Origin of the sequence: Mucilaginibacter terrae (assembly GCF_031951985.1) — a bacterium.
Classification (GTDB): Bacteria; Bacteroidota; Bacteroidia; order Sphingobacteriales; family Sphingobacteriaceae; genus Mucilaginibacter; species Mucilaginibacter terrae_A.
The window spans coordinates 3,631,987-3,654,073 of sequence record NZ_JAVLVU010000001.1 but is presented as its reverse complement, the minus strand read 5'-3'; the positions used below and the strand labels follow the sequence as shown (position 1 = coordinate 3,654,073).

General features: G+C 43.7%; 22 protein-coding genes and 2 tRNA genes. 10 read left to right on the top strand and 14 right to left on the bottom strand.

The features are described 5' to 3' along the window. Positions 1-2: 2 nt before the first annotated feature. Entirely contained in the window at positions 3-314 is a 312-nt protein-coding gene (locus QE417_RS15540) for a hypothetical protein (RefSeq protein ID WP_311951380.1), read from the top strand. A 23-nt stretch (positions 315-337) separates the two neighbouring features. Then, complete coding sequence (locus QE417_RS15535) at positions 338-967, top strand: DNA-3-methyladenine glycosylase family protein (protein ID WP_311951379.1); 630 nt, start codon at positions 338-340, stop codon at positions 965-967. A gap of 207 nt (positions 968-1,174) precedes the next feature. Here QE417_RS15535 and QE417_RS15530 read toward each other — a convergent pair whose 3' ends face one another. The 7 genes from QE417_RS15530 to QE417_RS15500 all read right to left on the bottom strand — a co-directional run bounded on the left by QE417_RS15530 (position 1,175) and on the right by QE417_RS15500 (position 8,686). Next, positions 1,175-1,987: an SDR family oxidoreductase gene (locus QE417_RS15530; RefSeq protein WP_311951378.1), complete on the bottom strand. Its 813-nt coding sequence runs from the start codon at positions 1,985-1,987 to the stop codon at positions 1,175-1,177. Positions 1,988-2,189: 202 nt separating this feature from the next. Continuing rightward, entirely contained in the window at positions 2,190-3,185 is a 996-nt protein-coding gene (locus tag QE417_RS15525) for an L-histidine N(alpha)-methyltransferase (protein ID WP_311951377.1), read from the bottom strand. A 17-nt stretch (positions 3,186-3,202) separates the two neighbouring features. Next, on the bottom strand, positions 3,203-4,348 hold the full coding sequence (egtB, locus tag QE417_RS15520; RefSeq protein WP_311951376.1) for an ergothioneine biosynthesis protein EgtB: 1,146 nt from the start codon (positions 4,346-4,348) through the stop codon (positions 3,203-3,205). A 5-nt stretch (positions 4,349-4,353) separates the two neighbouring features. Beyond that, positions 4,354-5,925, bottom strand: a complete 1,572-nt coding sequence (locus tag QE417_RS15515; RefSeq protein ID WP_311951375.1) for an ABC transporter permease/substrate-binding protein — start codon at positions 5,923-5,925, stop codon at positions 4,354-4,356. Then, positions 5,922-6,884 (bottom strand): ABC transporter ATP-binding protein, encoded by a 963-nt coding sequence (locus QE417_RS15510; RefSeq protein ID WP_311951374.1) that lies wholly within the window; start codon positions 6,882-6,884, stop codon positions 5,922-5,924. The genes QE417_RS15515 and QE417_RS15510 overlap by 4 nt, the downstream gene beginning before the upstream one ends. Positions 6,885-7,025: 141 nt before the next feature. After that, entirely contained in the window at positions 7,026-8,408 is a 1,383-nt protein-coding gene (locus QE417_RS15505; RefSeq protein ID WP_311951373.1) for a mercuric reductase, read from the bottom strand. Beyond that, positions 8,405-8,686 carry a DUF427 domain-containing protein gene (locus tag QE417_RS15500; RefSeq protein ID WP_311951372.1) on the bottom strand — a complete coding sequence of 94 codons (282 nt, stop codon included), beginning with the start codon at positions 8,684-8,686 and terminating at the stop codon, positions 8,405-8,407. The genes QE417_RS15505 and QE417_RS15500 overlap by 4 nt, the downstream gene beginning before the upstream one ends. A 258-nt stretch (positions 8,687-8,944) precedes the next feature. Here QE417_RS15500 and QE417_RS15495 point away from each other — a divergent pair. After that, a tRNA-Glu gene (locus QE417_RS15495) sits at positions 8,945-9,016 on the top strand. 66 nt (positions 9,017-9,082) lie between these two features. After that, positions 9,083-9,154: transfer RNA gene (locus QE417_RS15490), tRNA-Glu, on the top strand. A 285-nt stretch (positions 9,155-9,439) separates the two neighbouring features. Here QE417_RS15490 and QE417_RS15485 read toward each other — a convergent pair. After that, entirely contained in the window at positions 9,440-10,021 is a 582-nt protein-coding gene (locus QE417_RS15485) for a TetR/AcrR family transcriptional regulator (RefSeq protein WP_311951371.1), read from the bottom strand. Between the two features lie 68 nt (positions 10,022-10,089). Beyond that, positions 10,090-10,839, bottom strand: a complete 750-nt coding sequence (locus tag QE417_RS15480; protein ID WP_311951370.1) for a glucose 1-dehydrogenase — start codon at positions 10,837-10,839, stop codon at positions 10,090-10,092. A 157-nt stretch (positions 10,840-10,996) separates the two neighbouring features. On the opposite strand from QE417_RS15480, the gene QE417_RS15475 reads away from it, so the two are divergent. Then, positions 10,997-11,551 carry a DUF4256 domain-containing protein gene (locus QE417_RS15475; RefSeq protein WP_311951369.1) on the top strand — a complete coding sequence of 185 codons (555 nt, stop codon included), beginning with the start codon at positions 10,997-10,999 and terminating at the stop codon, positions 11,549-11,551. A 32-nt stretch (positions 11,552-11,583) separates the two neighbouring features. On the opposite strand, the gene QE417_RS15470 is transcribed toward QE417_RS15475, so the two are convergent. Next, complete coding sequence (locus QE417_RS15470) at positions 11,584-11,949, bottom strand: winged helix-turn-helix transcriptional regulator (RefSeq protein WP_311951368.1); 366 nt, start codon at positions 11,947-11,949, stop codon at positions 11,584-11,586. 81 nt (positions 11,950-12,030) lie between these two features. On the opposite strand from QE417_RS15470, the gene QE417_RS15465 reads away from it, so the two are divergent. From QE417_RS15465 to QE417_RS15455, 3 genes are all read left to right on the top strand, one after another. Beyond that, positions 12,031-12,909: an NmrA family NAD(P)-binding protein gene (locus QE417_RS15465; protein WP_311951367.1), complete on the top strand. Its 879-nt coding sequence runs from the start codon at positions 12,031-12,033 to the stop codon at positions 12,907-12,909. Between the two features lie 216 nt (positions 12,910-13,125). Beyond that, complete coding sequence (locus QE417_RS15460) at positions 13,126-14,619, top strand: ABC transporter permease (protein WP_311951366.1); 1,494 nt, start codon at positions 13,126-13,128, stop codon at positions 14,617-14,619. 97 nt (positions 14,620-14,716) lie between these two features. Beyond that, positions 14,717-15,820, top strand: coding sequence for an ABC transporter permease (locus QE417_RS15455; RefSeq protein ID WP_311954674.1), 1,104 nt, complete (start codon positions 14,717-14,719; stop codon positions 15,818-15,820). A 66-nt stretch (positions 15,821-15,886) separates the two neighbouring features. On the opposite strand, the gene QE417_RS15450 is transcribed toward QE417_RS15455, so the two are convergent. Continuing rightward, complete coding sequence (locus QE417_RS15450; RefSeq protein ID WP_311951365.1) at positions 15,887-16,183, bottom strand: Dabb family protein; 297 nt, start codon at positions 16,181-16,183, stop codon at positions 15,887-15,889. Between the two features lie 44 nt (positions 16,184-16,227). Here QE417_RS15450 and budA point away from each other — a divergent pair, with 44 nt between their 5' ends. Then, positions 16,228-17,031 (top strand): acetolactate decarboxylase, encoded by an 804-nt coding sequence (budA, locus tag QE417_RS15445; protein ID WP_311951364.1) that lies wholly within the window; start codon positions 16,228-16,230, stop codon positions 17,029-17,031. On the opposite strand, the gene QE417_RS15440 is transcribed toward budA, so the two are convergent. After that, positions 17,032-17,451 carry a DUF1801 domain-containing protein gene (locus QE417_RS15440; protein ID WP_311951363.1) on the bottom strand — a complete coding sequence of 140 codons (420 nt, stop codon included), beginning with the start codon at positions 17,449-17,451 and terminating at the stop codon, positions 17,032-17,034. Positions 17,452-17,539: 88 nt separating this feature from the next. Between QE417_RS15440 and QE417_RS15435 the strand changes: the two genes are divergently transcribed. After that, complete coding sequence (locus QE417_RS15435; protein WP_311951362.1) at positions 17,540-18,415, top strand: PfkB family carbohydrate kinase; 876 nt, start codon at positions 17,540-17,542, stop codon at positions 18,413-18,415. Here the strand turns inward: QE417_RS15435 and QE417_RS15430 are convergent. Further along, entirely contained in the window at positions 18,412-20,856 is a 2,445-nt protein-coding gene (locus QE417_RS15430) for an AsmA family protein (RefSeq protein WP_311951361.1), read from the bottom strand. The genes QE417_RS15435 and QE417_RS15430 overlap by 4 nt on opposite strands. Positions 20,857-20,958: 102 nt before the next feature. Beyond that, positions 20,959-22,074: a zinc finger domain-containing protein gene (locus QE417_RS15425; protein WP_311951360.1), complete on the bottom strand. Its 1,116-nt coding sequence runs from the start codon at positions 22,072-22,074 to the stop codon at positions 20,959-20,961. Between the last annotated feature and the right edge of the window lie 13 nt (positions 22,075-22,087).

Sequence of the window (22,087 nt, the reverse complement as noted above, 5' to 3'; positions counted from 1 at the left end):
ATATGGAACAGTCCGTATTTCTTTTAGCAACCGATCCGAATGACGCTTGCCGTGACGTAATTCACTCGCGTGATACCGGCTTGAAGGTGAAAGTTTACTGTGTTACCAACGAAAACTTTACGCCCGACACAAGCGAAATTCAACTCTATGGCTATGCTGATAAAAAGCTATATGCTTTTGAAACCATCAATATTTCGCCTGATGATGCGCTCGACGTAATTAACGCAATACAATGGTACGCGGAATACATCGATTTCCCTGACATGGAAATTTTACCCGAAGACCCACGCATTGATCAGGATATTGCTATGTAAGTTTGTTAACTTACATTTATCAGGTGCAAAACCAATTCATATTCAACCAGCAAACCCTGCATAGCTTATGCGATGAATTAGCCTTAGCGGATGCCGATCTGGCTTGGGTTATCAAACATTATGGCTACCCGCGGTTTTGGTCGCGCAGTAATACATTTGAATCTTTAGTACATGTAATACTCGAACAGCAAGTATCGCTGGCATCGGCATTGGCAGCTTTAAATAAGCTGAAAGAGAATATACAAGAAGTGACTCCTGCACGTTTGCTTTTATTAACTGATGAAGAATTACGGGCCTGTTATTTTAGCCGCCAAAAAATGGCTTATGTGCGCTACCTGGCCGAAGCCTTGCTAAGTGGTCAACTCAAGCTTGAAGAGTTGGAGAATTTACCTGATGAAAAGGTGCGGCACCGCCTCACTTCCCTCAAAGGCATTGGCAACTGGACGGCCGATATTTACCTGCTCATGACCCTTCACCGTACCAACATTTTTCCTATTGGCGACCTGGCCGTTGTGAATGCCATGAAAAGATTGAAACGTTTGCCAACTGCTACCACCAAAGACGAATTGCTGCTGATAGCCGAACAATGGCAACCGTACAGGAGCATTGCGACTATGATATTGTGGCACTATTATTTAAGCCGGGGGAAATAGAAGCGAGAACCAGGAACTAGGAGCTACGATTATCCTGCAACATAATTAAAAATATGTCATTTCGAACGATAGAGAGAAATTTTTTCGAGGCGACTAACTTGTTCAGGTCGAAAAGATTTCTCGTTCCTCGAAATGACAAGGTAGAGAGAAAATCTACCCTATTGCAAAGAAAGTCTTGATTCTTGGCTCTTGGTTCTTGACTCTATCTTAAACTCCGCTAAACATTGAAAATCCGCCGTCAATAGTAACCACGGTGCCGGTTACAAAGGCCGAAGCATCACTTAATAACCAAATAAGGCCGCCTATCAATTCTTCGGGTTTGCCGAAACGTTTATAGGGTGTGTTGTTGAGTACAAGATTGCCGCGTTGGGTATAGGTACCGTCGGGGTTGGTGAGCAGGGCACGGTTTTGATCGGTAAGGAAAAAGCCGGGAGCAATGGCGTTCATGCGGAGGCAATCGCCGTAGCGGTTGGCTGCCTCGAGGGCAAACCACTTGGTATAAATATCAATAGAAGCTTTGGCCATGCTGTATCCCAATACCTTAGTAACCGCCTGTTGTGCCGCCATTGATGAGATGTTAACAATACTACCCTTACCGCCTTTAGCCATTACTTCGCCAAATACCTGTGTGGGTACAATGCTGCCCCAAAGGTTAAGGTCCATTACGCGGCGCATACCATCGAGGTTCATCTCAAACAAATTAGTTTCGGGCGTGAGCACCGCACCGGGTATGCTACCGCCTGCGCCGTTAACCAAACCATCAATGCGGCCATAGGTGTCAACTACCTTATTACGGGCTGCCACAAGGTCGGCTTCGTTCATCACATCGGCAACAAGGGCAATGGCTTGTCCGCCTTTGGCTATAATAGCATCGGCCCGTTCCTGGGCTACCTCTTGTTTACGTCCTAAAACACCCACAATGCCACCCGCTTCGGCAATGCCATTAATAAAGGCCTCACCCAAAACGCCGGTGCCACCGGTTACAATAATTACTTTGTCTTTTAACGAGAAGTTGCTCATGGTCTATATTCCACCCCCTTGAGGAAGGTGATATGCAAATATATCTTCAATTAAGTAATGTTGTATAAAAAAAGCTGTATGTGAAGACACAGATAAAGGCGGGGTTGTAATAAAAAAGCTGTATGTGAGGACACATACAGCGGCGTAGTTTTTTATCTTGAATCTTGATTCCTGACTCTAAATTTCTTGGCTCTTGTTTCTACTACTCTACCAGCCAAACTGCGTCTAAAAACCAGTTACGGATATCGTAAAAATGCTGCACCGGTTTAAAGCCCGAAAATGAGGCCATGTAGTTAGTTTGGGCAACGGTATATTTTTGCGATATCTCCATGTATATGTACTCATCTTTTGCAAACTGAATGGTTTGATCGCAAAGATTTACCTGCTGATCGGCCAGGCTAATCAAATAGCTTTTACAGGCACCGGTTTCAGGGTCGTACATAGGGTAATGCTCAAACTGCGACAAATCAAAATCAGCCTCCAATTCGCGATTTATGCGGGTGAGTAGGTTTAAATTAAAATCGCGGGTATAGCCATCGGCATCATTATAAGCAGCCAAAATAGTTTTAGGATGCTTTTTTAAATCCACACCCATTAAAACCCTGTCGCCTTTGGCTAAATGATTACGGAGCTCAGTACAAAACGCTTCGGCCTCGGCCACCGGCATATTGCCAATGTTGGAGCCCAAAAACAAAACCACTTTACGGCGTGGCGATAGTTCGGCGGCTTCTTTCAGCATGTGAAAATATTCGCCCGTTAATCCAATCACTTGCAGGCCGGGTACGGTTGCGGGCAAGGTTTCTTTCAAATAGTTAATCACATGTCCCGAAATATCGATAGGTACATACCTGAAATCGACTTCCTTATCCATCAAATGGCGCAGCAAATGGGTGGATTTCATGGCATCGCCCGCACCCAGCTCTATCAAATCAAACGGACTGCCATCGGCTATCAAGGCTTTACCTAATTCTTGAGTTTGCTGAGTGAATATTTCCAGCTCGCAATTGGTAGGATAGTACTCGGGGCTGCCCATAATTTTCTGAAAAAGTTCATCGCCTACGGTATCATAAAAATACTTGGCTTGTAAACATTTGGGTGTTGAGGTAAGTCCCTTGATCACATCATTGCAAAACTGTTGGTTAAAATCCTGCTCCTCAAGCGTGGTGTCGGTAAATACGTTGTTCTCAAAATTTTTCATAGGTAGATGGTATTGTATTATTGGGCCAAACGTATGCCGGTAAAATGCCAGCGCAGGTTAGGGTGAAAAAAATTTCGGTAGGTAGTGCGGCTATGCCCGGGCGGTGTAGCTTCAGATGCTCCGCGAAGCACTTTTTGGTTCACCATAAATTTGCCGTTGTATTCGCCAATAGCTCCCGGTGCTTTGCTGAAACCCGGATAAGGCAGGTAAGCACTTTCGGTCCATTCCCAGCTTTTACCCCAGTTAAATTGCGTGGCGGCAACCTCCCACTCATACTCGGTAGGCAGGCGCATACCTTTCCACGAGGCATAAGCATAAGCCTCGTAAAAACTTACATGCTGAACGCTATCGTGCAAATGCAAAGGCTCCAAACCACGCAGAGTGTAATTATGCCATTCGCCATCAATATTATGCCAGTACATAGGCGCTGTAATATTGTTGGTTTTAACCCAATCCCAGGCCTCGGCATGCCAATATCTAAAATCCTGATAGCCGCCGCTGTTAATAAATTCCAGGTACTCGGCATTGGTTACCAGCGCCGTACTTATGTGGTAAGCATTGAGATATACCTTGTGGCGGCTCAACTCATTGTCAAAACAAAAATCCTCTCCTGTGTGCCCTACCTCATAAACCCCTTCGTTTATGCTGATGAAACCTGGTTGTTCCTCAATTTTTGGTGATGAATATTGCGGATTATATGCCGGAAACAGCGGGTTATGCCCCAAAATATATTTAATGTCGTAATACAGGAGTTCTTGGTGCTGCTCCTCGTGGTTAAGACCAAGTACAAACAGTTCTTCTACTTCGGGTGATGGCCCTTCGCATAGGAATTTGTAAATGGCTTCGTCCACATATTCGCGGTAGCGATAAACATCCAACACGGTTGGACGGCTGAGGTTGCCCCTATCGGTACGGATAACGCGTGCGCCTACGGTTTCGTAATAGCTGTTGAATACGTAGTTGTAATCGGGGTTATAATCCTGGTAGCCCATAAAATAGGCCTTGAGTATAAAGGTCTCGAAAAACCACGTAGTATGCCCAATATGCCACTTAGGCGGGCTCACATCACCCACGGGTTGCACCACATAATCCTCGGTTTGCAGGTGACTACAAATATCTTCGGTGCGGCGGCGCACTGTTTTATAACGCTCAGCTAAAGTCATGTAAATTAGTTCCTATCCAAAAAGTGTTTAAGGTCCGAAATTGTTTTAATGCCCAAGTCATCTGCCTGTTGTTTTCGCATCATTAATGCATAGGCATTGTTGAAGCCGATGGGTTTTAACCACTTTATGTGGTAATTTTTATTAAACTGCTGCTGCACATAGTCGTAAGTTTTCTGCTTATCAACCGTTACTTCTTTAACTTTTTGTGCCGATGGCTGTAATAAAACCAGCAGGCCTGTACCCGTATATTCGGGGTAAAAATCAATTTGGTTATTGGTTAGGGCATCAAAACATATTTTGGTACCACCCAAACCGGTTTTGGCCAATGTGGTGTACTCCGTATTACCTTCAATAAGCATGCGGTACATTTCGGCCAAAATGTATTGTTCTCCAAAAACTTTAGAGCCTATGCGAATAACACCTGCTTTTCCGTTGCGACTAGGTTTAAACAACTTGTTAGCTACTAAAAAATCTTTAGCCACACGTTCGGGTGTTTGGTGCAATTGATCGGTGCGGTAATTCAAATCGGTCATTACCGAATCATTGATGTGGCCAGACAACAGATTGAGGGCATCTTCGAGGCCGGGATATTTTTTCAATGCATCTGACCTTACAATCGGCGCGGCGTAATATGGTGGGAATATCTTTTTATCATCATCGAGCACTACCAAATTAAATGCTTTTAAGCGGCCATCGGTAGAATACCCGCTAATTACGTCTATTTGCTTCTCAAAAGCAGCTTTATACATCACGGCATCATTAATAACCGTGGTATGAATTTTCAGTCCGTACTTTTGTTGAAGACCGAGGTTACCGTCTTGCCTACCCATAAACTCTGGCGTAAAACCAGCAGTGAGTTCGTTGCCCGATGCCGAAGTAATGAGGTAGAATAGCGCAAATGCCACTACAATAACCGGAACGGCATACAAACCATACTGCAATTTTTTAAAGCTGACACGCTGCACTACCGACAACAACACATCAAACAAAATGGCCAGCAAGGCTGCCGGTATGGCCCCCGCCAATATCATATTGCTATTATTAAGCGATATTCCACCGAAGATAAATTCGCCCAGGCCACCGGCCGCAATGTATGAAGCCAGCGTTGCTACCCCTACGTTGATAACCGTTGCGGTGCGTATGCCCGCCAATATTACCGGCATTGCCAAAGGCAGCTCAACCTTAAACAGTATTTGCCGGGCGCTCATGCCCATAGCCAGGGCAGCTTCCTTAACCGATGCCTCTACCCCGGTTATACCCGTGTATGTATTACGGATAATGGGCAACAGTGCATATAAAAATAAAGCCACAATAGCTGGCTTGGCACCAATACCCAACAGCGGTATCATAAAACCCAAAAGGGCAATGCTTGGTATAGTTTGCAGAACCCCGGCAATACCCAATACCGTACCCGAAAGTTGCCTTTTGCGAGCAATGAGGATGCCCAGCGGCAAACCAATAACCACGGCTATTAGCAACGATACCAGCGTTAACCCAATGTGCTCGAGCGTTTGGGTGAGCAGCTTATCGCTTTGCTGCTGCATAAACTGCCATAAGGTTTGTTGTTGATCGTTCATGCTGGCAGGGTAATTTGAAATTGGTGATAGGCGGCCATCAATTGTTCAAAATTTACCGATTTAACCTCATTGGTTTGCGGCAGTTTAAGGGTAACATATTTTACATCGCCTTTAAGCTGTTGCATGGCCTGCCATATACTCTCTTCAATATCAACCTCGGTACCGGCAACAGGCATTTCATTTGCCGATGGCAGGCTATACCAAACATTATGCAGGGTAATAGCCTTCAATTCAAGCTGGAGGCGTTGGGCATGGAGAAAATCATTAACAAAATTGTTAGCGGGTTTAAACAGCAGTTCGGCAGGTGTACCCATTTGCACTATCTTCCCCTTATCCATAATGGCAATGCGGTTACCCAGTTCAAAGGCTTCCTGCACATCGTGCGTTACCATTACTATGGTTTTGCGCTGCAACTCATCCAGCGCCTTAAATTCTTGCTGTATTTTGGCACGGGTAATATTATCGAGCGCACCGAAGGGCTCGTCCATTAAGAGTACCGGAGCATTGGTCATAAGTGCCCTGGCAAGCCCAACACGTTGTTGCTGGCCGCCGCTTAGCTGTGCGGGATACTTATCTAATAATTCAGTTGATAAATGCAGTTTTTCGAGCAGTTCGTAAGTACGACTGCGTATTTTCTCTTTATCCCAATTTAACAGGTTGGGCACCACGGCAATGTTTTGGGCCACGGTATAATGCGGAAAGAGTCCGTTGTTTTGCAACACGTAGCCTATGTTGCGGCGCAATAGTTCGGGTTGTTGTGTGGTAATGTCTTGCCCGTTGATAAATATTTGCCCGGCGGTTGGCTCAATAAGTCGGTTGAGCATTTTAAGCGTGGTGGTTTTACCGCAACCGCTTGTACCCAAAAGTATCAGGTTGTCGCCCTCAGCTACTTCGAACGAGATGTTATCGACAGCCATCGTTTGGCCATATTGTTTACTGAGGTTTTGAACCTTGATCATGTTTTAAAGGTAAACAGATTATTGCATCAAACACAACGTCATTGCGAGGTACGAAGCAATCTCTGTGGATGAAAAGCGGATATGCAAAGTTCAGAGATTGCTTCGTACCTCGCAATGACGCGGTTTTAATGATTGGAGGAACTATTCCAGCTTCATAAACAAATTATTCAGCGACTCGGAATACGTAGGGTGCGCAAATACGCAGTAGCGGATACGGTCGTACGTAATGCCGCCCTGCATGGCCATTTGCATAACCGACATAATTTCGCCGCCTTCTTCGGACAGGATAGCCACACCCAGGATCTCTTTGGTATCGGCATTTACTACGGCTTTCATGAGGCCGCGGGTTTCGCCAACTTCTACGGCCCGGGCTACGCCGGTCATTTTAAGTACGGCTACCTTATAATTGATGCCCTGCTTTTTGGCTTCGGTTTCGGTGATGCCCACGCGGCCCAGTTGCGGGTCGGTAAACATACAGTAAGGTAGCGGGCGGTCATCTGTGGTCAGGTTTTCGCCCATGAGCAGGTTGCGCCAAACTATGGTAAAATCGTTGTATGATATATGGGTAAAGGCCGGACCACCGGTTATATCGCCCAAAGCATAAATGCCGGGCACATTGGTTTGTAATTTATTATCTACCTTAACAAAACCCTTTTCATCGGTTTCAACTCCGGTTGCATCAATCTTCAATGCCTCGGTTTGAGGTTCACGACCTGCAGCAACAAGCACATGGGTAACTTCCATTACTTCGGTACGCCCATCAATATCAAGTGTTGCCAGTATACGGCCATGTGCGTTTTTCTCGAATTTAGTAGCACGCGTATTTGTAAAAATGGCTATACCCTCTTCTTCGAGAATATTATGCACTTCATGCGATACGTCTTCATCCTCGTGGCTCATAATGCGCGGGCCTCGTTCGAGCAAAGTGATCTGGCTACCAAAGCGCCTGAACATTTGCCCAAACTCTAAGCCGATGTAATTACCACCTATCACTAAAATATGCTGAGGTACGGTTTCTAACTCAAGGATAGATGTTGAAGTTAGATAGTCAATATCACTTAATCCTTCAATATCAGGAATTACGGTTTGCAACCCGGCGTTGATGAATATTTGCTCGGCCAGAATTTCTTCGGTACCGCCATCATTCAATTTTACGGTGAGGGTTTTATGACCGCTAAAGGATGCCTCGCCAAACAACACATCAATGTTAGGATCTTCTTCCAGGCTTTTTTGATTGCCGCTGCGCGAATGCATCACAATATCGTCTTTGCGCTTTTTAATCTGCGGCATATCAATGCTGTAGCCATCGATGTGTACACCCAGGTTATTACAACGCCCGGCCAAATATGCCGCACGTGCCGATGCCACCCAGGTTTTGGTTGGCGTGCAGCCATCGTTTACGCAGGTACCGCCTATCCAGCGTTTTTCAATAATGGCTGTTTTTTTACCGGCCTTGCCCATTTTGCGCGCTAACGGACTACCAGCCTGGCCCGCCCCTATTATAATTACGTCGTACTGTTTCATTCGGTAATTTTCACTCCCTTCCAAAAGGCTATGTAACCTTTTATTTGTGCAGCTGCTGGCTTAGGATTAGCATAATACCATGCAGCATCGAGGTTTTGTTTTCCGTCTACTTCTATGTTATAATAGGATGCCAGCCCTTTCCACGAGCAGGTTGTATGCGTTTCGCATTCTTTTAAAAAATCTGCTTTAACACTTTCTTTAGGAAAGTAATGATTGTTATCTACAACTATAGTTTGGTCGCTTTCGGCTATAACCTGGTTGTTCCATACAGCTTTCATAGGTTCATGTTATCGACGTTTTAGGTGCCTGTATAATGCTCCGGTTCAACAACACAGGTAAAATTAAAATATATCCCTTTTGTTTGGTAATACCACTTTAAAGAATGAGTATAAAAAAATCTAAATTTTTTGCCTAAATATTTTTTATTTTTTCAGATAAACATCTATCTTTGCAGTCCCAAAATAAGGGATTGTTCTTTAAAATTGAACCCGCAAACGATGGCTTACACCATCACTCTGCAAAACAATTTAACAATTGGTCTATTCGTCTAGGGGTTAGGACGCCAGATTTTCATTCTGGAAACAGGGGTTCGATTCCCCTATGGACTACTGTAGTGAGTTGTTAATGGTGAATAGCCAATATTCACTACTCTCGCTATAATCAATTGAATAACCGGTCTATTCGTCTAGGGGTTAGGACGCCAGATTTTCATTCTGGAAACAGGGGTTCGATTCCCCTATGGACTACTGAAATTTAAAAGCCGCTATATTTTTTGTAAAGCGGCTTTTTTGTTGTTATGCAATTCAGTCAATATCCCGGTTAGCCTGTGCAAGTAGTTGCCGGCACTCACCCTCAAGCCCAAAGCATTACACAGTAATTATACTCATATCATTAGGTGTACTATTATTAGCATTCGATATATATATATCCTAAATATTTAACTCTTATTCTAACAAAGGATAAAAAATACCATTCACGAAAAAGCCGCTTCACAATTTGCAAAGCGGCTTTTAATTCTATAAACATAGCTACTACCCCAACACCGATACCGTCAAATTAATAATATCTTCAAAAAAAACTTTATCACTAATTGACTTGGCCGAAACGCGCATACCTTTCAGCGTATTGAGTATAAACCTTGATAGCGCGCGGGCATCCCGGCTGTTTTTTATTTCGCCGTTATCCTGTCCTCGTTTAATTACCTGGTAAAATGCTTCTTCCATTTGCTGATCGTTTTTGCACACCATTTGGTTTACTTCCTCATCGCTCGACGCTACTTCAATTTCGGCATTCACCATAAAGCAGCCACGTTGCTGTGCGTCAGCCGTTAAATCGTTAGTGGCCAGTTGAAGTAGTTTTTTGATGGTTTCTTTGGTTGGGTTGCCTTCATTAATTATACCCTGAATTTTGGCAGCACCTTTGGTTTGATAGCTTTCCAGGGCTTTCAGGAATAGGGTGTGCTTATCGGTATAAGTATCGTACAAGCTTGAGCGGCTGATGCCCAGTCCGTCAACCAGATCTTGCATCGATGTAGCGTTATAGCCCTTATGCCAAAACAGTTGTATGGCTTTGCATAACACCTCGTTCTCGTCAAAATCTTTAGTTCGTGCCATAACGTAAAATAGCTTTGCCTGTAAAAAGCAAAGCTATTCAAATTTTAATTATTTATTAAATCTGGCAATTATCTAACACCGCCGCTTGCAAGCAATGTTTCGCCGGTTAACCAGCGCGAATCTTCGGAGGCCAGGAACACAGCTACATCGGCAATATCATCAGGCTGACCTAAACGACCAAGCGGTGTTGTACGCACCATTTCGTGCTGAAAATCGCTACCTATAAAGCCGGCAGTGTGAGTGCCTTCTGTTTCAACCATTCCGGGGTTTAATGAGTTCACGCGTATTTTTTTAGGAGCCAGTTCTTTAGCCAGCACACCGGTAATGGCATCAACAGCGCCTTTAGTTGCCGTGTAAATTGAACTTGCAGGAGGGGTAATAGCGGTTACAGCCGAACCGATGTTAATAACGCTTCCACCCTCAGGGGCAAAGTTTTTTACCGCGCCTTTGGTGGCTAACAATAAACCCAGTACGTTAGTGTTAAACTGGTTATGAAATTCCTCTGCAGTTACCTCTTCAATTGTGTTGAATTTGTAAACACCTGCATTATTTACCAAAATATTAACCGCACCGAAAGCCTTGGCAGTTTCGTCAAACAAACGGGTTATATCAGCTTCGTTTGATACGTTGGCTTGTATGGCTACGGCTTTACCTCCTGCGGCGGTAATTTCAGCTACCACCTGGTCGGCTCCGGCTTTGGCCGATGCATAATTAACCACTACGCTGGCGCCCTCTGCAGCTAAACCTTTAGCAATACCTGCACCTATACCTTTTGAAGCTCCTGTTACTACGGCTACTTTATTTTCTAACTTTTTCATGATTTTGAGTGATTGTTATTTCTATGTTTGGAACAATCGTTCCGCAAATATAAATTCAATTCGGAACGATTGTTCCGTAATTATTTTTTATTAGGTTAGGATGACAATAGCTCTTTTGAAAGGATATAGCTATATTTACTTTACCCAATTAAACCTCATGAAAAGCCTTTCGCCCCAACAACAGCAAGAATTACTCAGCACCTTGCAAACCCGTTTTGCTAAAAACATAAAACGGCATGAAAATGTGGAATGGAAAAAAGTTAGCGCAAAGCTTGAGGCTGATACCAGTAAGCTATGGGTATTAAATGAAATGGAAATTACCGGCGGCGAACCCGATGTAGTGGGGTATGATGAAAATACCGGCGAGTATATTTTTTTTGATTGCTCGGCCGAAAGCCCGGCCGGTCGCCGTAGTTTTTGTTATGACCATGAAGCTTTAGAAGCACGCAAAGAAGCCAAACCGCAAAACAGTGCCGTAAATATGGCCGCCGAAATGGGCATCGAAATTATAACTGAAGAACAATACCGCATGCTTCAAACGCTCGGCAAATTCGACCTTAAAACCTCCAGCTGGATAGCTACGCCAGCCCCTATTCGCAAACTTGGCGGTTCGTTGTTTTGTGACCGCAGGTATGATACCGTATTTGTATATCACAATGGTGCACAATCTTATTATGCAGCACGGGGCTTCCGCGGCTGCTTAAAAGTATAGGGTGGAAATAGCAGGCTGAGTTACTTACACAGCTATTTATTAAAAGCAACATCCATATCTTTAAGAGCCCACTCGGCCATGGCATCTATAACAGGCATAAGATCTTTACCGGCGTTGCTCAACCTGTAGGTAACGTAAGGTGGGATCACCTGCTTCGATTCCCTTATTACAATATTATCAACTTCTAATTGCTTTAAATGCTGAATCAGCATCTTTTCGGTAATAGCCGGAATAGCTCGTTTCAGTTCACTGTAGCGCCTGTCGCCGTGCGATAGGTGGTACAGAATAATAGGTTTCCAGTAGCCACCAATTTTCTCCATAGTATGCGTTACCGGGCATTTTTCCAGTGCGTACTTTTTGTTTTCCTGTATGGTCGAATTTTCTTTAATGGCAGTCATGGCAATACATACTTTAGGGTAAGTACTTGTAAAAAAGTAAGTACAAAAATATCTTTGTCTTACATCAATAACAAATAAAAAATGAAAATCGTAATCACAGGATCATTAGGAAATATAGGAAAGCCTTTAACCCAAAAGTTGGTTGCCGCCGGGCACCAGGTAACTGTAGTAAGCAGCAATGCCGACCGCAAAGCTGAAATTGAGAACCTTGGAGCCCAAGCCGCCATAGGATTGGTTAGCAATGCCGACTTTTTAGCCCAAACTTTTAACGGTGCTGATGCCGTGTTTGCCATGACTCCGCCCAACCTGGGTGGCAGCAACATAATAGCCAATACTGTTGCAGCTGGTAAGGCTTATGCGGCTGCATTTAAACAAGCAGGGATAAAGCGCATAGTAATGCTCAGTAGTATTGGCGGGCATTTACCGGCTGGTAACGGACCAATTGCCGGTATACATCAAATTGAGGAACTATACAAACAGCTTGACGGCATTGCCTTTACTTTTTTACGTGCCGGGTATTTTTATACCAACTATTATAACGACGTGCCGCTCATCAAATACAACAATATTATTGGGGCAAATTATCCTGATAACGTTCAGTTACTGCTGGTGCATCCGGTTGATATTGCCACCGCAGCAGCCGAAGAGTTACAACGCCCGGCAACTGGTAGCAACATACGCTATGTAGTTAGCGATGTAGTTACCCCTGCCCAGGTAGCTAAAGTATTTGGCGCAGCCATTGGTAAACCAGAGTTACCTTGGGTTGAGTTTACCGATGATCAATCGTTACAAGGCATGGTTGGGGCAGGTGTGCCCGAAGAAATTGCCGCGTTGTATACCGAAATGGGTACAGGTTTCCGTAACGGAAATATACCTGAGCATTTTGAACAAAGCGGTTCGCCGGTTACAGGCAGCATTAAGCTTGACGATTTTGCTAAGGAGTTTGCAGCGAAGTTTTGAATTTAAAGGTCTATTTGAAAGCCGCTTTGCGATATGCAGGGCGGCTTTTGCATTTCAGGTAATCGTTCTTCAACCGAACGGTTGACTGTACGAAAACGCACAGTTACATTTTAACACCAAATCACAAATATCTATAATTCAATACTTTAAATACATGGCTTATAATATGCTCCTGCTTACCCATTTAACCTTTACATTTAATTAAAGGCCGTGGTTATGGAAGAGCATATATGGTTTCTGGTGGAGAAATTTATTTCGGGTGAAGCCTCGGGTGCCGAGCAGCGTGAGTTGCAACAGTTGCTGGCCGTATATCCTGAACTATATGTATCGGTAAAAGAATTTTTATCAACCTATAAAGACCCTGAACCACAAATTACCCAGGCACAGGTAAACCACTTTTTAACTGAGGTAGATTACCTGATAGCTGACGCCACTCCTGTTAAAAATCATTTATACAAAACTAAAAAGATTCCATACAACACGGTTACTGCATGGCCTGCTCCTACGCGTACACAAAATCTAATTAATAAGCTGCAAAGCGAGCTGACTATGGCCGGCCATTTCTTTAAAATTGCCATCCGCAATTTGCAACGTAACCGGGCTATTTCGTTAATTAATATTGTGGGATTAGCCGTGGGCATTGCCAGCGCCATTGTTATACTCATATGGGTGCAAAACCAAGTGAGTTACGACCAGTTTCACCAAAATAAAGACCGCGTGGTGCGTCTTTACAACCGCGCCAAAGTTGATGGCGAAATGCAGGCCTGGCGGGTTACCCCTATTCCGCTGGGACCAACCTTGAAAGCCAATTATCCGCAGGTGGAAGACTTTGCCCGCTTAAACTGGATAGGCGCATTTGTACTCAAAAACGGAGATAAAAAACTGGAAACGGCAGGCTATGCTACTGATCCGGGTTTCTTTAAAATATTTAGTTTCCCTTTAATTGAGGGTAATGCCGGACAGGCGCTAAGCGGTGTGCATAATATCGTACTCACACAAAAACTCGCCAAAAAACTATTTGGCAATGCCAACGCCATGGGCAAAATTGTAAAAGTTGACAGCACGGCAAATTTTACCGTGACCGGCGTTTTACAAGATTTGCCCAACAATACCATGCTTAACTTTGAGTACCTGGTGCCCTGGAGCTACATGAAAGAAGTTGGCTGGGATAATAATGAATGGAAAAATCATTCGGTAGATACCTACGCACTACTTAAACCCGGCGTAACATTAGCGGCAGCCGATAAAGCATTTAAAAACATTTATAAACAGCACAACGGCGAGCAAAACGAAGAAGTATTTGTACACCCCATGGCCAAATGGTGGCTGTATTCAAATTCTGAAAACGGCCAACTGGTAGCTGGGCATATTGTTATTGTTCGTTTGTTTATGATTATTGCGGCTTTTATTATGATAATTGCCTGCATTAACTACATGAATTTGGGCACCGCCCGCAGTACCAGGCGAGCTAAGGAGGTCGGCATACGCAAGGTATCTGGCGCGGGTAAGGAATGGCTGATCAAGCAATTTCTGGGTGAATCGGTTTTGATCGCCTTTGTATCGGGTGCTATTGGCTTGGCGTTGGTTTGGTTGAGTTTGCCGTGGTTTAACAGCGTTATTGGCAAAGAGTTAGTTATTCCTTACACCAAATCCCATTTTTTGGTTAACCGGCATTGGTTTCATTTTATTTACCGGCATTATATCGGGTAGTTACCCCGCATTTTACCTGTCGGGTTTTAAACCTATCAATACTTTAAAGGGCACTTTTAAAGCGGCTAACACGCTTATTGCACCGCGTAAGTTTTTGGTGGTAGTTCAATTTACCTTTGCCATTGCTTTTATTATTTGTACGGTGGTCATATACCGGCAAATAAAGTTTGCACAAAACCGCGATACCGGCTACGACCTCAATAACCTGGCATATGTGTACATGAAGGGCGATATTGCCCGCAACTACCCCATCATCAAAAGCGAACTATTGCGCAGCGGTGTAGTTACCAATATCACCCGCACAAATTCGCCTGCTTTGGATATATGGACTAATAACGACTCGTACGAATGGCCTGGCAAAAACCCCAACACCCGCCAAAGCTTTGCCGAATATATAACCGACGGTATGTTTGCCAAAACGCTTGGCTTACCAATTGTTCAGGGCCGTGATATTGATGTGAACCGGTACCCGGCCGATACCGCTTCTGTATTACTAAATGAGCACGCGGCCAAAACCATGGGATTTACCAATGCCGTAGGCCAGCACATTAAAAGCTGGAAAGGCAATTTAATGGTGGTTGGAGTTGTTAAAAATTTTGTGGCCGGGTCGCCTTATGCACCACCTTTGCCGATGGTAATACAAGGGCATAATAAAAAAGAATTTGGCACCATATCGTTACGGCTTAATGGTGATAATTCTACTTCAAAGAATATTAGTGCTATCAGTTCAATATTTAAAAAGTACAATCCCGATTACCCATTTGATTATAAGTTTTACGACGACTCGTACAGTGTAATGTTTGAAGACGACAAAAACACCGGTAAAATTGCCGCCGTATTTGCCGGCTTAACCATTTTTATATCATGCATGGGCTTGTTTGCACTGGCAGCTTGTATGGCCGAAGGGCGGGTAAAAGAGATAGGTATACGCAAAGTTTTGGGGGCATCGGTAACGCGCATTGCCACGCTGCTCACTAAAGACTTTTTAATCCTAATTTGCATTTCGTTTGTAATAGCCGCACCTATTGCCTGGTGGTTGATGAGCGGATGGCTATCGCATTACCCATACCATACTAATTTGAGCTGGTGGATATTTGGCATAACAGGCTTATGCTCTATCATTATTGCATTTTCAACCGTGGCATACCAGGCTATTAAAGCAGCCATTGTTAATCCGGTGAGTAGTTTAAAAGCCGAATAAACCCAAATGCTGTAAAACAAAGAAAAGCGACCTTTTGAGTCGCTTTTCTTTGTTTTATCCTGATGCTTATTGTGCGTCGTATATAACAACCTTTTCAAAGTACACGCGAAATTCTTCTAAGAACGCTTTGTGCAGCGGGTGAACCTGGTACACATCGTGCCCGGCCATATCTTCAAACAGCAATACCAAGCTGAAGGTATAAGTAGTATCAACTACGGCGCGCTCAATAGGAGCTGGTGTGCCAATGTGTATGGTTTTAACGGTTTCTACACCGGCCAAAGTTTCGAGGCTTGCGCGGAAAGCTGTTTTTTGTTCGTCGGTGGTATCGGCTTTAAGCCAAAATATTACGTGATGTGCTAACATGGATGATATATTTTTTGCCAAATATATCTATACATTTACATTAAATGAGCACAAACCTTTATCGCATATTCATTATCACCATATTCATTTTTGCAGTTACCATTGGTGCTAAAGGCCAAACACAGCCCGGCCAGGAAAATACGCTTTTTACCGCCGGCCATGCCGCAGCTTTTATAGGCGGATTGTACGATGGTTATTACCCGTACAACAAGCTTAAACAGCATGGTAACTTTGGCTTGGGAGCACCTGATAAATTAGATGGAGAGTTGCTCATCCTCAACAACAAAATATACCAAACCCAGGCCAGCGGCAAAACTTTCGAAGTAAAGGATACCGAACTTACTTCCTTTGCCGTTGTCAATTTCTTCCATGCCGATAAAACTATACGGGTAACCTCCCGCATGAACAAAGAGAAACTGTTTGCCTATCTCGACAGCCTTCTGCCGCAGCAAAACAGTATTTATGCCATTCACATTAAAGGTTCGTTCGGTAATATAAAAACACGGGCCTTTCCACTGGTTAGCCAAAAACCTTACACAGCTTTGGCAACTATGTTGCCTTTGCAGCATTTTTTTAGTTTTGATAATATCCAGGGCGATTTGGTGGGCTACCGTATCCCGGCTTACATGGAAGGGCCAAACATCAGCGGTTATCACTTTCATTACCTATCGGCCAATAAACAGAATGGCGGCCACATTATCGACATATTAACAGGTGATATTACCATCGAAATAGATCTGCTTACATCTTTTACCGTTGATTTGCCTACATCAAAAGACTTTATCAACTTCGACTTTAAAAAAGACCGCAGCGATGAACTCAAACGCGTGGAAAACGGGAAGAATTAATTACGGCTTCTCCACCAAATTAATCCAGCTTTTAATTGCCCGTAGCAAAGCTTGCTGCTTGGCGTGTAAGTCGATTATATCAAATATCTTCACCATGCGGCGGCCATCGGCATAATCGCCTTGTAACAACCCCGCATCACTTGCAATAATGTTCCCTGTGGGGAAGATGAGCAGCACATGGTCTTTTTGCCTGAGGTTAAACACTACAATATCGCGCTTGTACTCTTTAGCATCAAACGCTTTCATTTCCGCGTTGTAAAAGTATGCAGGTGCGTTCCATTTAATTTGTTCGCCAATAACGGTATCAGTACCTAAAATGGCCTGCCTTATGGCTTCAACCAACATGGCTCGTGCCTGGGGCAGTTTTTCAATATATGCACTTACAGCTTCAGGATCATGGACGTCTTTTGATTTAGGCATATTTAGGATATATAGCTATGAAGATAACGATTGACATTCACATTATAATGAACAACGTATATTTGCGGTTTAGGTTAAAGTAAATTACATGTTAAACATTTGCTGCATAGGTCATATTACGTTAGATAAAGTTATTACTCCGCACAACACGGTACACATGGCTGGCGGTACATCGTACTATTTCTCAAAAGCGTTGCAGTTAATGGATGTAAATTACGGTTTGGTAACCTCGCTGGGCAATAGCGAAATGCCTGTGGTTGAAAAGCTACGGTCGCAGGGCACTCCAATTACAGCCTTTACCAGTGCACATTCGGTTTACTTCGAAAACAGTTACAGCGCTAACCAAGACCAACGTACACAACGTGTATTGCAAAAAGCCGATGCTTTTAGCATTGACCAATTGCAGGATGTAGAAGCCGAAATCTTCCATTTAGGTCCGCTACTGGCCGATGATATGTCGTTAGATGTGATCAAATACCTGGCTGGCAAAGGCCGCTTATCATTAGATGCACAAGGCTACTTACGCGAGGTGCGTAATTTAGCAGTACACGCAGTAGACTGGCCGCAAAAACAGGAAGCCCTGCAATACATCAGCATACTCAAAGTTAACGAGCACGAACTGGAAGCACTAACCGGTGAAACCGACATTAAAGCCGGCGCACTTATTTTGGCCAACTGGGGCGTAAAAGAAGTGGTAATTACGCTGGGCAGCATGGGTTCGGTAATATACACCGATGGCGTATTTTACAACGTACCCGCTTACATACCCGATAGCGTAACCGATGCCACCGGCTGCGGCGATACTTACATGGCAGGCTATTTATTTAAGCGCGTTAAAGGTGCTGACATACAAGAGGCCGGCGAATTTGCAGCAGCCATGGCCAGTATTAAAATTGCCAATTCAGGTGCATTTACAGGCACCGAGGCCGATGTAATGAACTTTTTGGCTGTAAAACAAGATTAATCTTTCTTCTTCCGATCCTTATTAAAGCCAATTTTAACTTTACCAGTTTCATCTTCTTTAGCGGCCAGGTGCAATACAATGCCCCGGTAGCGGCGCTTTTGTAACTCATCCTTATCGGTAATGTCCTCATCCTTTTTAGGGTTACGCAAAGGCACATCAAAGGCTATATTAGTACCGTGGTTAAGGCCATACACCCCCGAAATATCAGCATTCAACACACTCGAGCTAAACTGCATGGGGTTGATGATGATCTTATCGCCCTCTAAATCAAATTTGGCATCCAGCTTAGGTATTTCGATATTCTTTAGATCGCGGAACGGGAAGGCAAACTTACCAACTTTAATCAACGGATCGAAGTTTAGCAGGGCGCTGTTACGTAAACTAACTAAGGTTGTACCATGAATTGAACGGGGCACTAACGTTCCATTATCAGTTACGCCGCCGGTAATATTGGCTTTGGCAGATAAGTATCCTTTCAGGTTTTCGTAAGTAATGGCACTCAACCCAAAATTATCAAACGAGTAAAAAAACTGGCGTATATCTACATTGCTAACGGTAGTATTGAGGTTAAATCTGTTTAGATTGGCTCCTTGTAACAACTTACCATTTAAGCGCAACGTACCATTTGCATGCTTTAAACCAACATCTTTAATAATGATACCATCGGAAGTTGTCAACAAATTTGCCCTTACATCGGTAGCTAAAAACTTTTTATAGTATACCTTGGCTACATCCATGTGCATTTCGGCATTACCCTTATCCAACACGTTACCCAACTGATCGATAATGTTGCCGCTGTTACTACCTCCCCTGCGCACTGTTTTGGTTTGTACGTTCTTGCGGTTGCCCAAAAAGCCCATAAACTCTGCCAATCTTAACTCCGGACTTTTGATGTTCCAGGTGAGTAAGATCTTCTCGGGCTCATCGTAATAAAAGTTTAAAAAATTATTTACACGCCCGTTCATCATTACCACGCTGTGGCCGCTTTGTACCCTAATGTTGTTAAGTATTAAATTGCCCTTAATAAAGTTGAGCGATAGCGAAGTGTTTTTAAAAGCAAGGTTACGCGGCAGGTAAACTGCGTCGGCGTTTTTAAAGTTAATTACCCCGGCAATAAAGGGCTTATTAATGGTATAGTTTACCACATCGGCCTTGTAACGCAGGTTCATATCGGCACTGCCCTTGCTAAATTTGGCTATATCGGCCAGCAGGTAATTCATATTGGCCAGCGCAAAACTCGACCGGAAGTTACCGGTGGCAACAGGCTTTTCGAAGTTAACAATGCTACCGGTATCAATTATAAAAGGCAAATGATTGTACCGGCCCGAAAACTTATATAAATGTATAGCTGAGTTTGCATCATCGTAGCCTTTAGTTTTGTCTACATGGTTGGTAAAAACAGCATCAAACGTACAGCTGTCAATTTTACTACCGGGGATGGTCAACGTGTTATCCTTGATCTTGCCCTCCACATAAAGAAAAGGGTCGCCGCCACCTAAGCTGCCTGAAATGCTGGCTTTAAGATCGATGGGTTTTGACATATTGAACTTGTCGAGCGTTTTCCTGATGTTGTCGGCCAGTAACAGGGATGCGCTGCGCCACATAATTTTATTCACATTAAGGTGAATGGCAAATTCAGTTTCCTTTCTACCGGTATCGAACAATGCGTTTACCTGGAAAACATCGTACCCGATCTTCAATCCTTTTGAAGAAACGTAAATTTTATTGCTCTCCTCATTATACCCGGCCAGCATTTGTCCCGATATTTCTTTGTCTTTAATAAAGCTGCCTTTATCGGTATTAAAGGCCATGCTGCGCGCCATAACTTTTAAGTCAAGCGCTGCCCGCCAACCGCTATCGGGGTAAGCCATTTTACCGGCCAGTTTATTAATATCAAATGCAAAAAGCTTATTATTTGCTTGGTTATTCACCGCAAAACTTACATTGTTCAGCGTAAACCTGCCAAACTCTGCCGAACTGCCTCCGCCATCATCTTCGGTAGTTTTTTTAGGCTGATCTTTTTTCTTTTTAAAGACTGAAGTATTACTGTAGCCGGTACTATCCTTATACAGTTCGATAGCCGCATTGCTTATTTCGATATTGCTGATGCGGATAGTACCGCGTAACAAAGCAGCGGTATTTATCGACACATCAAAATCTTTAGCACTCAGCAGGGTATGCTTGTGCTCGGCCCAGCGCTTATCTTTTATGATCACATTTTTTAGCGATACCGATATACCCGGAAATCCTTTAAAAAAAGTAGTTTCCATATCCCCTATACTCAGATTACCATCCAGGTTTTTATTAAGCGTAGAGGTAATTAAGGAGAGTACTTTGGTTTTATTGGTATTGATGTAAATAAATAACCCTACTGAGAGTAGCATAAACAGCAATACTACACCGGCAACTATTTTTAATATGATTTTTAACCACTTAGGCATTTTGAGGATATTTCCTCATAAAAGCCTGAATGTTACCTTTTTGTTTTAAATAGAGCAATTGTGTTTAAATAGTTAGATACTTAAAAGCATCAGCTCCTGCACTTAACGTATTTGTTTTGCAGCAAGTGCTACAATAATGAGGGCAATAAGTATTAAACCCAGTATAATAGCCAGCGCAATTTTGATTGCGCTGTATGGCCTTTTGCCAACCACCTCGCCGGTGCAGGCATTAACCGTAAATTGGTAAACCTTTTTGCCGTATATATAGGCGCTCACCCAAACAGGAAGCATCACATATTTTATGGCCACGTTGTTATACTGACTATGATGGCTTGATATACGTTGCTCATCGCCGCCAATATCATCACGTATGGCATCTTCAATAGTATCAACCATAATCTGTTTGGCCATTTCCAAACCAGCATCGGGTTTTATCTGGTAGGTTTCGGCACTTAGGCCGCTCAAGTATCTTTCGTCATAAGCTTTAAGCGCTTTAAAATTCCAGGGATTAAGCTCGGTAAGAGTTTCGGCAGGTAACGATTGGCTGGCCGGTATGGTGACATTTTCAAAATCGCAAAAAACCTTTCCGCGGGTATCGTACCAGCGGGTATGCCTTACCTGCCGGGTGCGGGTCTCTTCCCTGCCGTTTACGGTTTCGGTGTATGTTTCGGTGGTATAGTGGTATTCGCCGCGCTCGCCGGTGTAGTGGGTGGTGGTATTACAATCATAGGTCCAGTAAGGCATGTAAATACCTTTTAGCGAGGTATTAGCCTTAGCCTCGCGCACAATATCACCGGGTGCAAACCACAAGCCTTCCAGCCAGTCTTTAAACTTTTGCCCGGCATCGGCTTCATTCAAAATAAACGGTAGAATATAGTGTGGTTTTAACGTACTCTCGCTTTTACCCAACTGTATTATCAATGGCGATGCACAAAAAGCACACTTACCGGCGGCCTCATTACCGTTAAAATTAGTTTCAGACCCGCAACTGTTGCACTTAACTACTTTAATATCGGGGTTTGCGGGCAGGCCGTTAACCGTTTTCAAAAAGGCGGCGTACTCTACCGATTCTATCTCGTTACGTTTGGTTGTAGCCGGGGTTATTTCATTGGCTTCGCCGCAATACTCGCACTTTAATTGGTGGGTACCGGGCACATAATGTAATACCGCGCCACAGCCTGCACACTTCAACGAATCGTTTACCGATATATCACTCATAAAATATCAGGAT

What these genes read in the sequence shown, in the direction of transcription:
- QE417_RS15465 (WP_311951367.1), top strand. Translation starts at nt 12,031, where the DNA reads ATGAAAATCGTAATCACAGGATCATTAGGAAATATAGGAAAGCCTTTA.
- QE417_RS15480 (WP_311951370.1), bottom strand. Translation starts at nt 10,839, where the DNA reads ATGAAAAAGTTAGAAAATAAAGTAGCCGTAGTAACAGGAGCTTCAAAA.
- QE417_RS15470 (WP_311951368.1), bottom strand. Translation starts at nt 11,949, where the DNA reads ATGACTGCCATTAAAGAAAATTCGACCATACAGGAAAACAAAAAGTAC.
- QE417_RS15430 (WP_311951361.1), bottom strand. Translation starts at nt 20,856, where the DNA reads ATGCCTAAGTGGTTAAAAATCATATTAAAAATAGTTGCCGGTGTAGTA.
- QE417_RS15530 (WP_311951378.1), bottom strand. Translation starts at nt 1,987, where the DNA reads ATGAGCAACTTCTCGTTAAAAGACAAAGTAATTATTGTAACCGGTGGC.
- QE417_RS15460 (WP_311951366.1), top strand. Translation starts at nt 13,126, where the DNA reads ATGGAAGAGCATATATGGTTTCTGGTGGAGAAATTTATTTCGGGTGAA.
- QE417_RS15435 (WP_311951362.1), top strand. Translation starts at nt 17,540, where the DNA reads ATGTTAAACATTTGCTGCATAGGTCATATTACGTTAGATAAAGTTATT.
- QE417_RS15500 (WP_311951372.1), bottom strand. Translation starts at nt 8,686, where the DNA reads ATGAAAGCTGTATGGAACAACCAGGTTATAGCCGAAAGCGACCAAACT.
- QE417_RS15525 (WP_311951377.1), bottom strand. Translation starts at nt 3,185, where the DNA reads ATGAAAAATTTTGAGAACAACGTATTTACCGACACCACGCTTGAGGAG.
- QE417_RS15425 (WP_311951360.1), bottom strand. Translation starts at nt 22,074, where the DNA reads ATGAGTGATATATCGGTAAACGATTCGTTGAAGTGTGCAGGCTGTGGC.
- budA (WP_311951364.1), top strand. Translation starts at nt 16,228, where the DNA reads ATGAGCACAAACCTTTATCGCATATTCATTATCACCATATTCATTTTT.
- egtB (WP_311951376.1), bottom strand. Translation starts at nt 4,348, where the DNA reads ATGACTTTAGCTGAGCGTTATAAAACAGTGCGCCGCCGCACCGAAGAT.
- QE417_RS15515 (WP_311951375.1), bottom strand. Translation starts at nt 5,925, where the DNA reads ATGAACGATCAACAACAAACCTTATGGCAGTTTATGCAGCAGCAAAGC.
- QE417_RS15505 (WP_311951373.1), bottom strand. Translation starts at nt 8,408, where the DNA reads ATGAAACAGTACGACGTAATTATAATAGGGGCGGGCCAGGCTGGTAGT.
- QE417_RS15510 (WP_311951374.1), bottom strand. Translation starts at nt 6,884, where the DNA reads ATGATCAAGGTTCAAAACCTCAGTAAACAATATGGCCAAACGATGGCT.
- QE417_RS15540 (WP_311951380.1), top strand. Translation starts at nt 3, where the DNA reads ATGGAACAGTCCGTATTTCTTTTAGCAACCGATCCGAATGACGCTTGC.
- QE417_RS15450 (WP_311951365.1), bottom strand. Translation starts at nt 16,183, where the DNA reads ATGTTAGCACATCACGTAATATTTTGGCTTAAAGCCGATACCACCGAC.
- QE417_RS15440 (WP_311951363.1), bottom strand. Translation starts at nt 17,451, where the DNA reads ATGCCTAAATCAAAAGACGTCCATGATCCTGAAGCTGTAAGTGCATAT.
- QE417_RS15475 (WP_311951369.1), top strand. Translation starts at nt 10,997, where the DNA reads ATGAAAAGCCTTTCGCCCCAACAACAGCAAGAATTACTCAGCACCTTG.
- QE417_RS15485 (WP_311951371.1), bottom strand. Translation starts at nt 10,021, where the DNA reads ATGGCACGAACTAAAGATTTTGACGAGAACGAGGTGTTATGCAAAGCC.